13 protein-coding genes are annotated in these 13716 nt (G+C 73.6%); 1 reads left to right on the top strand and 12 read right to left on the bottom strand.

Annotated elements, in window-relative coordinates:
* Positions 1-76: 76 nt before the first annotated feature.
* From PIR53_00465 to PIR53_00420, 10 genes are all read right to left on the bottom strand, one after another.
* Positions 77-1060, bottom strand: a complete 984-nt coding sequence (locus PIR53_00465) for an ABC transporter substrate-binding protein (protein WZH52489.1) — start codon at positions 1058-1060, stop codon at positions 77-79.
* Between the two features lie 218 nt (positions 1061-1278).
* Complete coding sequence (locus PIR53_00460) at positions 1279-2328, bottom strand: galactose mutarotase (protein ID WZH52488.1); 1050 nt, start codon at positions 2326-2328, stop codon at positions 1279-1281.
* A gap of 337 nt (positions 2329-2665) precedes the next feature.
* Complete coding sequence (locus tag PIR53_00455) at positions 2666-3700, bottom strand: LacI family DNA-binding transcriptional regulator (GenBank protein ID WZH52487.1); 1035 nt, start codon at positions 3698-3700, stop codon at positions 2666-2668.
* A gap of 159 nt (positions 3701-3859) precedes the next feature.
* Positions 3860-4309, bottom strand: a complete 450-nt coding sequence (locus PIR53_00450) for a pilus assembly protein TadG-related protein (protein ID WZH52486.1) — start codon at positions 4307-4309, stop codon at positions 3860-3862.
* A complete protein-coding gene (locus tag PIR53_00445) occupies positions 4306-4797 on the bottom strand; it encodes a hypothetical protein (GenBank protein WZH52485.1) in 492 nt (163 codons plus the stop codon). Before PIR53_00445 ends, PIR53_00450 begins: the two co-directional genes overlap by 4 nt.
* Positions 4794-5204, bottom strand: coding sequence for a pilus assembly protein (locus PIR53_00440; GenBank protein ID WZH52484.1), 411 nt, complete (start codon positions 5202-5204; stop codon positions 4794-4796). The genes PIR53_00445 and PIR53_00440 overlap by 4 nt, the downstream gene beginning before the upstream one ends.
* Positions 5191-5436, bottom strand: coding sequence for a hypothetical protein (locus PIR53_00435; protein WZH54488.1), 246 nt, complete (start codon positions 5434-5436; stop codon positions 5191-5193). Before PIR53_00435 ends, PIR53_00440 begins: the two co-directional genes overlap by 14 nt.
* 60 nt (positions 5437-5496) lie before the next feature.
* Complete coding sequence (locus PIR53_00430; protein WZH52483.1) at positions 5497-6444, bottom strand: type II secretion system F family protein; 948 nt, start codon at positions 6442-6444, stop codon at positions 5497-5499.
* A complete protein-coding gene (locus tag PIR53_00425; protein ID WZH52482.1) occupies positions 6441-7295 on the bottom strand; it encodes a type II secretion system F family protein in 855 nt (284 codons plus the stop codon). Before PIR53_00425 ends, PIR53_00430 begins: the two co-directional genes overlap by 4 nt.
* Position 7296: 1 nt before the next feature.
* Positions 7297-8613 carry an ATPase, T2SS/T4P/T4SS family gene (locus tag PIR53_00420; protein WZH52481.1) on the bottom strand — a complete coding sequence of 439 codons (1317 nt, stop codon included), beginning with the start codon at positions 8611-8613 and terminating at the stop codon, positions 7297-7299.
* Between the two features lie 278 nt (positions 8614-8891).
* Here PIR53_00420 and PIR53_00415 point away from each other — a divergent pair, with 278 nt between their 5' ends.
* Positions 8892-11909, top strand: coding sequence for a fibronectin type III domain-containing protein (locus PIR53_00415; protein WZH52480.1), 3018 nt, complete (start codon positions 8892-8894; stop codon positions 11907-11909).
* A gap of 284 nt (positions 11910-12193) precedes the next feature.
* Here PIR53_00415 and PIR53_00410 read toward each other — a convergent pair whose 3' ends face one another.
* Together PIR53_00410 and PIR53_00405 are read right to left on the bottom strand one after the other, a co-directional pair.
* The gene (locus PIR53_00410; GenBank protein ID WZH52479.1) at positions 12194-12988 is read right to left on the bottom strand and encodes an HAD-IIA family hydrolase; all 795 of its coding nucleotides are present in this window, start codon (positions 12986-12988) and stop codon (positions 12194-12196) included.
* 37 nt (positions 12989-13025) lie between these two features.
* Positions 13026-13670, bottom strand: a complete 645-nt coding sequence (locus PIR53_00405) for a cysteine hydrolase family protein (GenBank protein ID WZH52478.1) — start codon at positions 13668-13670, stop codon at positions 13026-13028.
* Positions 13671-13716: the final 46 nt, after the last annotated feature.

Below are 13716 nucleotides of genomic sequence, written 5' to 3'. Positions count from 1 at the left end.
CGGGTGGGTGCGGGTGGTGCGTGACCACGGGCGCGGCCGGGATCGCCGGCCGCGCCCGCGGTGACTGCGGGGGTGCTCAGTACTGACGGGTCGGGAGCGCCTCGGCGGCCTGCTCCTGCGTGAAGGTCGTCTCCTCGGTGACCACCCGGCGCGGGACCTCCTCGCCGTCGATGACCTTCTGGGCGAGCTCCATCAGCTGGGGCCCGAGGAGCGGGTTGCACTCGACGATGTAGTTGATCTTGCCTTCGGCGAGCGCCGTCATGCCGTCCTTGACGGCGTCGATCGTGATGATCTTGATGTCCTCGCCGGGCACGAGGCCGGCGGCCTCGATCGCCTCGATGGCACCCAGGCCCATGTCGTCGTTGTGGGCGTAGACGACGTCGATGCCGTCCTCCGACTGCAGGAAGGCCTCCATGACCTGCTTGCCGCCGTCACGCGTGAAGTCACCGGTCTGCGAGGCGCCGATGGAGATGGTCGGGTCGGACTCGATGACCGACTCGAAGCCCTCCTTGCGGTCGATCGCCGGCGCCGCGCCGGTGGTGCCCTGGAGCTCGACGACGTTGATGTCGCCGTCGCCGTCGACGTCCATGTCACCGGCGTTGTCGACCAGCCACTGGCCGGCCTTCTCGCCCTCGGCGACGAAGTCGGAGCCGAGGAAGCTCACGTAGAGCGACTCGTCCTCGGTGTCGACAGCGCGGTCGGTGAGGATGACGGGGATGCCGGCGCGCTTGGCCTCCTGCAGCACGGCGTCCCAGCCGGTCTCGACGACCGGGCTGAAGGAGATGACGTCGACGTCCTGCTGGATGTAGGACCGGATCGCCTTGATCTGGTTCTCCTGCTTCTGCTGGGCATCCGTGAACTTGAGGTCGATGCCCGCCTCCTCGGCGGAGTCCTGGATGCTGGCGGAGTTGGCCGTGCGCCACCCGCTCTCGGCGCCGACCTGGGCGAAGCCCATGGTGATCGTGCCGTCGTCGGCGCTCGCACCGTCGCCTCCACAGGCGGACAGCGTGCCGGCACCGAGGGCGACCACGCTGGCCGCGACCAGAGTCTTCTTGATCATGCTTTCCTCCAGATCCAACGGGCTCCGTCGCCCTGTGTGACCGGTGTCACTGGTGAGGAGTGTGAGCGCTAACATTCCTGCGCGTCAACAGTTCCGCCGAAATCGTCGGAAGAAATGTGAACGCTCACTTTCGGGGCCCGCCGGACGGCGGCGTCCACCGCCCGGCCCCGGTACGTCGGGGGGCGCGGTCGCGCCGTACGTGCGGCTCGCGCACCGCGTCAGTCAGCGGCGCGGAAGACCCACTGGTGGCGCGCCGTGTAGCGCTCGCCGGGCTCGAGGAGGGCGCTCGGCCAAGCCGGGTGGTGGGGGCTGTCGGGGTAGAGCTGGGGCTCCAGCGCGATGCCGTCGCCCTGCCGGTAGAGCCCGCCGCCGACCGCGGGGAGGGCGCCGTCGAGGAAGTTGCCGGTATAGACCTGCAGGCCCGGCTGGTCGGAGCGGAGCTCGAGCTCGGTGCATGTGGCGGGGGCGGTGAGGACGGCCATCGTGTGGAGGCCGTCGGCGTCGGCCGGGTCGTCGACGACGAGGTTGTGGTCGATGCCGCGGGCGTCGCGCAGCTGGGGGTGGTCGGTGCGCAGCACGGCGCCGAGGCGCTGCGGCTCGCGCAGGTCGAAGGGCGTGCCGTCGACCGGGGCGTGGTCGCCCGTGGGGATGCCCTCGGCGTCGACGGGGGTGTACTGCCCCGCCGGAACGCGCAGCAGGTGGCGGTCGATCGTGCCCGCGTCGCGGCCCTCGAGGTTGAGGTAGGCGTGCTGCGTCAGGTTCACGACGGTCGTGCGGTCGGTGCTCGCGGTGAACGCGATGTCGATCGACGTGTCCGTGACCGTGAAGGTGACCTCGACGTCCAGGGTGCCGGGGAAGCCCTGGTCGCCGTCAGGACTGGTCAGCCTGAAGCGGGCTCCATGACCGTCGTGATCGAGCAGGTCCCAGAGCCGGCGGTCGAAGCCGTCCGGCCCGCCGTGGAGGTGGTGGCCGCGGTCGTGGGTGCCGAGCGTGTGGTCGCCGTCGGGCAGCGGGAGGTGGCCGTGGCGGATGCGGTTGGCGTAGCGCCCGATGGTGCCGCCGATGTAGTCGCCCGAGGCGAGGTACGCCGCCGAGCTCCCGTGCCCGAGGGCGACGTGGCGGCGTGTGCCGTCGCCGCCCGTGATCTCGAGGTCGTGGACGGTGGCGCCGAGGGTGAGCAGGCGGAGTGTCGGGCCAGGCGCTTCCCCCAGCTCGACGAGGTGCACGTCGCGGCCGTCGGGGAGCTGGTCGAACACGCGCACCGTCATGATGTGAACGTTAACATCGTGAGGTGATCCTGGGGCTCTCCCTGCCCCGGACGTCATGCGTTCCGGTGGCGCGGGTAGCCGGATCGGATGACGTCCCACGGCCGCCCTCGGGGACGTCATGCGGCGCGGTGCCCCGGGCCTGCGGTTCGCATGACGTCCGGCGTCCATCCGGCGTGCGGCCCCTCGCCCACACGGGACGTCATGCGGCGCGGTGGCCGGGGCCCGCGGTTCGCATGACGTCCCGGGCGTGACGGGCGACGGGGGGCTCGGCCGAGCGGCGAAAGTGTGCGGTTCGGGTCACCTGGATCGAGCTTGACCCGTCCCAGCCGCACAATTCTCAGCGGCGCGGAGCCGCCGTCGAGCGGCGCTCGACGAGTGCCGGCACCGTGAGGCTCGACGGCGTCGATCCGGTGCCCTCGACCTCGTGGAGCGCGCGGGCGACGGCGCGGGCGCCGAGCGAGGCGAAGTCCTGGCGGACGGTGGTGAGCGGCGGCCAGAAGTACGCCGCCTCGGGGATGTCGTCGAACCCCACCACGCTGACGTCGTCCGGCACCGAGCGGCCCGCCTCGTGGAGCCCGGTGAGCACGCCGAGGGCCATCCCGTCGTTGGCGGCGAACACGGCGGTGACGCTCGGGTCCCGGCCGATCTGCTGACCGGCGGCGTGGCCGCTTGGGGGTGTCCAGTCGCCGTGGATCTCGAGGCCGGGTTCCTTGCCGCGCTCGGCGTGGGCGCGCAGCCAGCCCTCCCGGCGCTGCGCTGCCTCGACCCAGCGGAGGGGGCCGCTCACGTGGGCGACCTGGGCATGACCGAGGTCGAGGAGGTGGGCGGTGGCGGCATACCCGCCCTGCTCCTGGTCGATCCCCACCGCGTGCTCCTCCTCGGGACCGACGCCCTGGGTGAGCACGAGCGGGACGGGGAGGTCGAGGTCGCGCGCGGCGGCGACGACGCTCTCGTGGGCGGCGGCGACGACGATGACCTCGACCATCTGCTCGAGGAGCCGGTCGACGGCGCCGCGCAGGGCCGAGCTGGTGGGGTCGGAGAGGCCGACGAGCGCGAGCTCGTACCCGGCCGCGTGCGCCGCGTCCTGCATCGACGAGGCGATCATGCTCGGCCCGTACAGCCCCAGGTGCGCCGCGACCATCCCGATCCGCCGGGAGCGGTTCATCGCCAACGACCGCGCGGCGCCGTTGCGGCGGTAGCCCAGCTCCGCGATCGCGGCGACCACCCGCTCGCGGGTCTCACCCTTCACCTGGGGCGAGTCGTTGAGCACGCGCGAGACCGTCTGGTGGGAGACCCCGGCGAGCGCTGCGACGTCCGCCATGCTCGGGGCGCGGCCCGCCCGGGTCCGCGCCGACCCGCCCTGCTCCGTCATGGCCGGATCCTAGTGCGGCACTCCCCGCCGCCACGCCGGACGTCATACGCATCGATGGCCCCGGCGACCGGGGGGCATGACGTCCCCGGGCCGGGGCTCCGGACGTCATGCGGAGCGGCGCCCCCGGCCACCGGACCGCATGACGTCCCGAGGGACGCCTCACCCCAGCTGCAGCGCCGCGCTCCCCGACGCACTCACGGGCGCGTCGCCCGGACCACCGGGCAGCTGCAGCGGCAGGTCGAGCGGCGCCGACACGCGCACCTCCACGCTGCCGTCGGCGACCCGCGTCGTGAAGGTCAGCCCCGGGTAGCGGCGGTGGGCGTCGACGTCGGCGAGGTACGCCGCGACCGCCGCCTCCGCGGCCACCGTCCCCTGCCGGGCCCGTCCGTCGTCGGCGAAGCCACCCTCGTAGACCTCCTCCCCCGTCGCCCCGGCGTCCGCTCCGGCGAGCGCCGCGCCGTCGGCGATGGTGGCGAGGCCTTGGCGCTGCAGGTACGCCGCGGACGCGTCCACCACGACCGCCAGGAGCATGAAGAGGACGCCGGCGAAGCCGACGATCATCAGCGTTGTCTGCCCACGCTCGTCGAGCTGCGACCGGCGCCGGCTCACGACGCCGCCTCACGGAACTGCCCGTACGGCACCGCGTGCGTGGACTCCAGCGCGAACGTCGGCGTACCGCCCCCGAGCACCTCCGGCATGAACGGCAGCTCGGTGCTCGTGGCGACGACCACCGTGATGACAGCGCCGGGCTCACGACAGACGGCGACCCCCGTACGCCGCTCGTCGCCGACCCCTCCCGGCGCCGAGCACCGGACGTCCACCGTCAGCGGGCGATCGACTCCCTGGTCGGCCAGGGCCAGCTCCGCGGCGGTCTCGGCCGCCCGCAGCCCCTCCTCGTGGGTCGGCGCCAACGCGTACGCCCGCGCGGCGACCCGGGACGCGGACGTGACCCCGAACGCCCCGCGCTGCACCTCGAAGACCGCGAGCACGATGTAGACCACCGGCACCAGCAGGAGGATCCCCAGCCACGTCAGCTCGATGACGGCGCTGCCACGCTGGTCGCGACGCCCCGGCCGCCTGCCGCGACCGCGCCTCATCCGTCCGCCCCCTCGACCACTTCCTCCACGGCGTGGCCCCGCACCCGGAGGCTCACCGCGGGACCGCCCAGGCCGAACGCCGGCACCGTCGCCTCGACGGTGACCCGCACTCCGGGTTGCCCCTCCACGACGTGCTCCTCGATCCGCACCTCGTCCGCGAACCGCGCCGCCAGCGCGCGCTCGATCTCCTCCCGCGTGCGCAGCTCGCCGTCGGCGAGGTCGTGGTCGTACGTCGCCGCGTGCCGCGCCCCCTCGGACGCCGCCGAGGTCAGCGTGTTGCGGACGTGGAGGACGAGCGCGACCTGCACGATGCCGGCGAACAACGGGAGCAGCACGGCGAGCACCAGCACGAAGTCGACGACGGCCGATCCCCGCTGGTCGCGGCGGCGTCGGCTAGCCGAGCCCACTGACGCTGCCGAGCGCTCGCGCCAGCATGGCGTTGAGCTCCGGGCCGGCGAAGGTCCAGATCGCGTAGACGAGGCCGGCGGTCATGACGGTCACCATGACCCACCCGGGTACGTCGCCGCGCTGCGTACGCCGACGGACCCCGACGGGGTCGGGCAGCGCCAGCCGGGCGAGCCACGCCCCGAGCGCGACGACGGACCGGACGACGGGGGTGAGGAGTCCCGAGACGGACATTGCCCCTCCTTCTCTCTGCTTCCCTGCTGGGTGGCGGGCGTGTGGTGGCCGACGGTCGGATCAGGGGGCGACGAGCCGAAGCCCGACGACGCCCGGGTAGAAGACGAACAGCACGGTGACCGGGAGCACGAGGAACACGACGGGCACCATCATGAAGACCTCGCGGCGGGCGGCGGACTCGATGAGCTCCCGCCGGCCCGCGTCCCGCACCTCGGCGGCCTGGGCGTGGAGGACATCGGCCAGCGGCGTACCGCGCTCGACGGCCACCGCGACGCCCGAGGCGAAGCGTGCGACGAGCGGGAGACCCGTCGTCGCCGCCATCCGGTCGAAGGCCTCGGCGACGGGTTCGCCGGTGCGGACCGCCGCGAGGACGGCGGCCAGGTCACGGGAGAGCTCGCCCCCGCTCCGGGCGACGACCCGCTCGAGGGCGGCCACCGGTCCCTCGCCGGCTGCGACGGCGAGCGCGAGGAGCTCGGCCACGGTGGGGAACTCCTCGACGATGCGGCGCTCGCGGCGACGTACCTGAGTCGTCAGGCGCTGCTCCCGCGCCAGCACCCCGCACACGAACGCGAGGAGGCAGAGCACCACGGAGCCGACCGCGGCGCCGGGATCGGCGATGGTGCGCACCGCGCCCCACACGGCGGCGGCCCCGAAGGCGGCGAGACCCCACACCACCTGCTCGACGCGGAAGTCGTGCACCGACCGGTCGAGCCCGGCCCGGGCGAGGCGGCGCCGTACGGACGTGCTGCCGCCCAGGACCTTCTCGACGGCGTCGGCGGCCCGCCGCACGCTCGGGCCGAAGACGCCGACCAGCGCCGCCGTCGTCCCCCCGCGCCCCGGGGCGGTCGTCGGCCGGGCCTGGCCCTCCACGGGCGCCACGGCACGGACGTAGGGCAGGACCCGCAGCTCCAACGAGGGACGGCGGATGGCCCGGACGCGCGCGAGCACCAGCACGAGCCCACCTCCGGCGACGAGGCCGAGCAGCGCACCCCACCAGGCCGGGCTCACCGGAGGATCCTCCGTTCGACGGGGAGGCGACCGATCCAGGTCATGAGGCGGTAGGACGCCACGCACACCAGCGCGCCGACGACGAGCACGACGGTGCCGGTCGGCGTCGCGTAGCGCCGGATCACCTCCCCCTGGAATGCCATCATCAGCAGCACGAGCCACGGCGCGGCGACCGCGAGGCGCGCGCCGTTGACCGTCCACGCCTGGCGGGCCGCCAGCTCCGAACGCAGGCGCGCGTCGTCCCGGAGGTAGCCCGACAGGTTGCGCAGCAGGCGCCCGAGGTCACCCCCGCCGACCTCGCGCGCGACGCGCAGCCCCTCGACGACGCGGTCGCCGACCGGGTCCGCCAGCCGCTCCTTCAACCGGTCGAGACAGTCCGAGAACCGACCCGTCACCTGGTAGTCGAGGGCGAACGCCGCGAACGCCGGCCGCAGCGGTTCCGGTCCCCGCTCGCCGAGGGCGACGAGCGCGTCGGGCAGGGACAGCCCGGCGCGCACGGCCGAGGCGAGGTTGTCGACCGCGTCGGGCCAGACGTCGGCGAACTCCGCCCGCCGCCGACGGGCGCGGGCGCCGACGAGGGCCACGGGCAGGTACGCCGCGAGCAATCCCATGACGACCGCGACCGGCGCCGTGCGGGTCAGCACCTGGAGGAGGAACGCGACCGCTGTCCCGAGGACCCCGCAGAGCACGAGCAGCGACGACGCGGAGACGTGGCCGAGGCCGGCCTCGTGCAGTCGCGTCGTCAGGCGGCTCGGCGCACGCGGGGCCGTGCGCGGCTGGCGCGGCACCACGAACGCGGACCAGACGAGGAGCAGGCCGATGCCCACCCCGAGCCCGACGACGGCCCCCACGTCAGGCCGCCAGGATCCGGTGGACGTCGATGCCGGCGCGCTCGAACGCCGCGGGACGCGGCGCGTGGCCGTTCGCCCGTCGTAGCTCGCCCGCCGAGCGCACGAAGAGGGGCTCGACCTCGATCACGTCGTTCTCGACCCGGCCCGGCACACCGACGATCTCGTTCACGCGACGTACGCCGCCGGCATCGATCCCGAGGTGGACCACGAGGTCGACCGAGCTGGCCACGGTGGGCACCACGAAGCGCGACGAGATGTTCTCGCCTGCCAGCAGCGGGAGCGTGCACATCTTGACCAGGGCCTCGCGCGCGCTGTTGGCGTGGAGCGTGCACATGCCCGGGAGGCCGGAGTTGAGGGCGAGGAGCAGGTCCAGGCACTCCTCGGCGCGGACCTCGCCGACGACGACCCGCGAGGGACGCATGCGCAGCGCCTCCTTCACCAGCGCGCGGAGCGGCACCTCACCGGTGCCCTCCAACCCCGCCTGGCGGGTCTGGAGCGCGACCCAGTCGGGATGGGGGAACCGCAGCTCGAAGACTTCCTCCGCACTGATCACCCGGTCCCCTCCGGGGATCGCCGCCGCGAGGCAGTTGAGCATCGTGGTCTTCCCGGACTGCGTCCCCCCGGCCACCAGCACGTTGAGCCCGGCCCGCACCGACGCCGTCAGGAACGCGGCCGCCTGCGGCGTCAGCGACCGCAGCTCGACGAGGTCGTCGAGACGCGCCGCCCGGAGCACGAACTTGCGGATGTTCACGGCCGTGAAGCCACGGCTGATGCCCTCCAGCACCACGTGCAGGCGGTGACCATCCGGCAGCATCGCGTCGACGAACGGGCTCGAGACGTCGAGCCGTCGGCCGCTGCTCTTCAGCATGCGCTCGACCAGCTCGGCCACCTGCGCCGGCGACAGCATCAGGTTCGTCAGCTCGTGGCGACCGTTGCGGGCCACCCAGACCCGCGAGGGGTCGTTGATCCAGACCTCCTCGACCGTCGGGTCGTCCAGCAGCGGCTGCAACGGACCGAACCCCGCGATCCGCGCGACCACCTCGGCCACGACCGCCGACGGGTCCGCCAACCGCTGCACCGCTCCGGTCAGGCTCCGCTCGTCGTGCTCGCGCACGGCGGCCTCCGCCAGGCGACGCACCGCCGCGGTGTCGCGCTGCGGGTCGATCCCCTGCCCGCGGACCGCCTCCCGGACCACGGCATCCAGCGCGTCCACGACGGCAGCCGGGGCCGCCGGCAGCACGGAAGCGGGCCGCGCAGGGGCGGCAGCGGGGGTGGCGGCGGCGCCGTCAGAGCGCGCCGGGGCGTCGGCTATCGACATGAGTTCCTCGTCCCGAGTGGAGGTCCATCACGAAGTGGAGACATTGGACGATGCCACGCACAGCCAACGCAACCGCTTGTCCACAATTTCACCAAGCGAAAGACCCATCGGATCGTTGCGCCCTTCAACTTCACCATCTATGCATGGCGTCGGCGCACAGGCCCGACGACCCCGCGGCACACCCCGGGACCACTGCCGACGACCACCCGACGAACTACTCGTTTGTAGTTCAACCTCTTTCGTCCCACACGTCTCTCCAGCCCCATAGATTGCCCTGCGTGCTGGTCGACCTCCCCCCTCGATGGCGCGCGCCCTCCCCCGTACGGCGCGTCGTCACCCTCGCTGTCGGCCTGCTCCTGTTCGCCAGCGCGCTCGCTGCCGTCACGCTCACGACGACCTCCGCCCCGGCGGACGCGGCCGTCGGGGGCACCCGCGTCGTCGTCTACATGCCGTTCGACGGCGGCGGTCGGACCGGCCTCGTCGCACCCAAGGACCACACGCCCCGGCTGCTCGGCGGCTTCTCCTGGGACATCCACAAGGGCCCCGGCGCCGCCGTGAAGCCCAACATGCGCTCGTTCGACGGTGACGTGACCCTCAAGGTCTCCAAGGTCGCGAACAACAACAACGGCGCCGGCACGATGGTCACCCTCGACGTCATGGTCAACGGCGGCTTCGTCTCCCAGATCCGCTACGGCCACCTGCGCGACGTGCAGGTCTCGACCAGCACGCCGGCGTTCCCGCCCGGCACCACGATCGGCTACCTCGCGACCGGCACGGCGCCCAACAGCGCCTGCGCCGACGGCACCTCCGACGGCTGGCCCTACTCCTCCTCCTGGCGCGTCTGCACCACCAGCGGCATCCACACCCACACGGACTTCCAGAAGGCCTGCTGGGTCAAGTACGACAACTACGCGGTGATCGGCGCCGACGCCCCCATCGCGATGCTGTCCACCGCGCTCCCCACCGCCAACAACGCCGCCTGCGACAGCACCGAGGTCGCCTACGCCGGGGTCGACCGCGCCGGCGAGGGCGACTTCGTGCGCTACGCGGGCAGCATCTACCGCATCGTGGGTGGAGCGCCGACGTACGTCAGCAGCTGGGCCGCCGTCGGTGGCCAGAAGCCCGAGCACGTCTACACCGCCGCCCACTGGGCGACGCTCAAGACGACGATCCCCGACAACACCTACCTGCGGGGCTACGCCTCGAAGCGCCTCTTCCGGGTGGCGGGCGGTGCGCCCGTCTACATGCCCGACATCACCGCCCCCGCGGGGGTCGTCGACGTCGACGACAAGGTCGTCGACGCGATCGGCACCGACGCGCGCTACGACGTGCTCCGCCAGATCCCCGCCGAGGGCACGATGCTGCGGGCCGCCTACTCGGGACGCATCTTCGTCGTCGCCGGCGGCGCACCGCTCCGGGTCGACGACGTCGCCGCGTTCGGCAGCCCACGCGTCGTCTGGGTCGGCGAGGAGACCGTCGACAAGGCCGGCCAGTCCGGCGCCAACGGGGCCTTCACCCACCTCCGCTCGCGGCCCCCCGAGGGCACCTACCTCAAGGGCCGCACCAGCAACGACGTCTTCGTCGTCGCCGGCGGTTCCCCGCAGTGGATCGACTCCTGGGACGGCTTCGGGGCCCGCCCGACCACCAGCTGGGTCGACGACGCGGCCATCGACCGCGCCGGCACCGGGGGCGACTGGGACCGGCTCACGGCGTACCCCGCCGAGGGCACCCTGCTCCGCGTCCCCGCCGGCAGCGGTGGGAGCGCGAGCGAGCGGTTCTACCGCGTCGCGGGCCGCGCCCCGATCGCCGCCACCTCCGTCGCCGCCATCGGCGGCGAGGTCCCGCCCGCGGTCAGCGTCGCTGCGACCGCCGTCGACGGCGCGGTCGACGCCCCCGCCGTGGCCACCGACCGCCGCCACGCCCACCTCCGTGCCACCCCGCTCGACGGCACCTTCGTCAGCGCGGTCCTCAGCAGCGGCGCGCGGGCGACCGTGCACGTCTTCGCCGGTGGCGCCGCCTTCACCGTCGACTCCTGGGACCCCTACGGCGGCACCCAGCCCGTCGTCCGCGTCGACGCCGCCGCGCTCCGCAACGCCGGCTCGACCGCGGCGCCGTGGGGCGGTCACGTGCGCCGTACCGCCACCGACGGCACCCTCGTGCGCTCCACCGTCACCGACCCCGTCAGCGGGGCCGTCACCCCCGTGACCGCCCGGGCCGCCGGCGGCGCGCTCATCCCCCTCGCCGACTGCGCGGCGGTCGCCACCGGCGACGCGTGCGGCTCGCCGACGACGCTGACGCCCGCGACGTACGACAAGCAGCGCACCGCCACCCCGCGCCCCGCCGACGGCACCGTCATCCGCTTCGTGCCCTCCGGCGAGACCGTCGTCATCGCCGGCACCACCTGCACCCCCGCCCGCACCGAGGCCGAGCGCACCCGCGCCGTCGCCCTCGGCGACGAGGACCTCCGCTGCGACGCGACGGTGCCCAGCGCGCCCACCGGCGCGAGCGCCGTGCGTGGCGACCAGTCGGCGACCGTCACCTGGGTCGGCGCGGCGGACGACGGGGGCAGCCCGGTGACGGGGTACGTCGTGCGCGGCACCGCCGCCGACCAGCCGCCCGTGAGCGTCAGCGTGCCCGCGGACGCGACCACCGCGACCCTCACCGGGCTGCGCAACGGCGCCGGCTACAGCTTCCGCGTCGTCGCCGTCAACGCCGTCGGCGAGTCCGAGGCCTCCGCCCCCACCGGCGTCGTCACGCCCGCCGGGGTGCCCGCGACCATCGCGCAGCCCTACGCCAAGGCGACCGTCAACGACATGTACCTCGCCTGGTATCCGCCCGACCCCAACGGCGAGCCCATCAGCCACTACGTCGTGCGCCGCAACGGCCAGACCTTCACCGTGCCCGCCGACCGCACCCGCATCGACTTCACCGACCTGCCGCGCGGCACCTACGACTTCACCGTCACCGCCGTCAACGCGATCGGCGAGTCCGTCGCCAGCCCCACGCGCCGGGTCACCATCACCGTCGCCGCTCCCGCCGCCCCCGCGCCGCCGAAGGTGACCGTGAGCGGCCGGAACGTCACGGTCTCCTGGCGCCCCCCGCAGTCGGACAACGGGGCGCGGGTGCTGCAGTACACCGTCCAGCACAACAGCACCTTCACCACCGTGCCGGCGACCCAGGGCACGCTGACCTTCCGCAACCTGCCGGCGCGCAACCACTACTTCGTCGTCTACGCGACCAACGTCGCCGGGCAGAGCCCGCCCAGCCAGCCGCCGGTGAAGATCACGCTCAAGTGAGGCCGGCTCCGGACGTCATGCGCGCCGCCGCCCCGGGGCACCGCACCGCATGACGTCCCGGGGTACGGCGCGGGGCCGGGCCGGCCGCCCGAGGCCGAGACATGTGCAGCTGGGGCAGGTCCCAGCTGATCAGGACAGTCCCAGCCGCACAGTTCCGCGCCTCGCCCAGCCAGGCGCCGACGCCGACGCCGACGCCGAAGTGAGGCCGGCTTCGGACGTCATGCGAACCGCCGGTCCGGGGCACCGCACCGCATGACGTCCCGGGGCACGGCCCGGGGCCAGGTCTAGATCCGCCCCTCCGCCACCAGCGGCACGACGTCGGCGATGGACTCCGCGATCCGCGTCGGCTGGTAGGGGAAGTTCCCCACGTGCGCCCGCGGCGTCGAGCCGGTCAGCACGAGGATGGTGCGCAGCCCCGCCTCGAGCCCCGACACGACGTCGGTGTCCATCCGGTCGCCGATCATCACCGTCGTCGCCGAGTGGGCCTCGAGCCGGTCGAGCGCGCTGCGCATCATGAGCGCGTTGGGCTTCCCCACGAAGTACGGCGCGCGTCCCGTCGCCGCCGTGATGAGCGCCGCGACGGCGCCGGTGGCCGGAAGCTTGCCCTGCTGGCTCGGACCGCTGGGATCCGGGTTGGTCGCGATGAACCGCGCCCCGCCCTCGACGAGGCGGATGGCGCGGGTGATGGCCTCGAACGAGTACGTGCGGGTTTCGCCCAGCACGACGTAGTCCGGGTCGCGGTCGGTCTGCACGTAGCCCACGTCGTGGAGCGCGGTGGTCAGCCCGGCCTCCCCCACGACGTACGCCGTGCCGTTCGGCCGCTGGTCGGCGAGGAACTGGGCGGTGGCGAGCGCGGAGGTCCAGATCCGCTCCTCGGGGATGTCGATCCCGCTGCCGAGGAGGCGCGCCCGGAGGTCGCGCGGCGTGTAGATCGAGTTGTTGGTCAGCACCAGGAACTCGAGGCCGGACGACTTGAGGGTCTCCACGAACTCGGCGGCGCCCGGGATCGGCTCCTCCTCGTGGACGAGCACGCCGTCCATGTCGGTCAGCCAGGTGCGCACCGGCGCTCGTTCGCTCATGCGCCCATGGTGCCGCAGCCGGCCCCCCGGTGGGGCACTACGCGACGGCGACCCGCGGGCGCGGCTCGTTGCCCTGCAGCCGCGACAGCCGGACGTCATCGGCGGCGCACAGGCCGACCAGCTCGTCCGTGGTCAGCGCCGTGCAGAACTCCCGGTCCAGCGAGGCCACGCTGAGCTCGTGCACGGTCGCCGGGTCGTGGTCGACTCCGGCCACGGTCACCCGGTTGGTCGTCGAGCAGGCGTCGTGGGCGAGGTAGGTGTCGTAGGCGAGGTTGCCGGCCGTGCGCACGGTCGTCTCCACGCACATGTTGGTGAAGAAGCCGGCGACGACGAGCCGGTCGACCCCGCGTCGCCGCAGCCGCAGCTCGAGGTCGGTCCCGAAGAACGCGCCGTTCACGGACTTCACGACGAGCTCACCCGCGTCGACGGGTCCGAGACCGGGCTTGAACGCGCAGCCCGGCGACGACGGGTGGAGCGGCGAGTCGGGCTCGACCGACTCGTGCCGCGTCACGAAGACGGGGAGGCCACGCTCGCGCCACGCGACGAGGAGCTCGCCGATCCGGCGCTCCGCGTCCGGGTTGTTGCGGCGGCCGGTCGGGCCTCCCCAGTGGCTGAGGGTGTCGACCCCCACCTGCGGGTCGATGACGATCAGTGCCGTGCGGCTGTCGAACTGCTGGATCACGCTCGTGCTCCCTCGGGTCTCGGTGACCCGCAAAACCTAGGGAGAG

The sequence above is a fragment of the Nocardioides alkalitolerans genome (assembly GCA_038184435.1).
GTDB classification, from domain to species: domain Bacteria; phylum Actinomycetota; class Actinomycetes; order Propionibacteriales; family Nocardioidaceae; genus Nocardioides; species Nocardioides alkalitolerans_A.
Note: the sequence above shows the minus strand (reverse complement) of the source record. Positions and strands in the feature narration are given on the sequence as shown.

What these genes read in the sequence shown, in the direction of transcription:
- PIR53_00445 (WZH52485.1), bottom strand. Translation starts at nt 4,797, where the DNA reads ATGAGGCGCGGTCGCGGCAGGCGGCCGGGGCGTCGCGACCAGCGTGGC.
- PIR53_00410 (WZH52479.1), bottom strand. Translation starts at nt 12,988, where the DNA reads ATGAGCGAACGAGCGCCGGTGCGCACCTGGCTGACCGACATGGACGGC.
- PIR53_00460 (WZH52488.1), bottom strand. Translation starts at nt 2,328, where the DNA reads ATGACGGTGCGCGTGTTCGACCAGCTCCCCGACGGCCGCGACGTGCAC.
- PIR53_00420 (WZH52481.1), bottom strand. Translation starts at nt 8,613, where the DNA reads ATGTCGATAGCCGACGCCCCGGCGCGCTCTGACGGCGCCGCCGCCACC.
- PIR53_00435 (WZH54488.1), bottom strand. Translation starts at nt 5,436, where the DNA reads ATGTCCGTCTCGGGACTCCTCACCCCCGTCGTCCGGTCCGTCGTCGCG.
- PIR53_00465 (WZH52489.1), bottom strand. Translation starts at nt 1,060, where the DNA reads ATGATCAAGAAGACTCTGGTCGCGGCCAGCGTGGTCGCCCTCGGTGCC.
- PIR53_00455 (WZH52487.1), bottom strand. Translation starts at nt 3,700, where the DNA reads ATGACGGAGCAGGGCGGGTCGGCGCGGACCCGGGCGGGCCGCGCCCCG.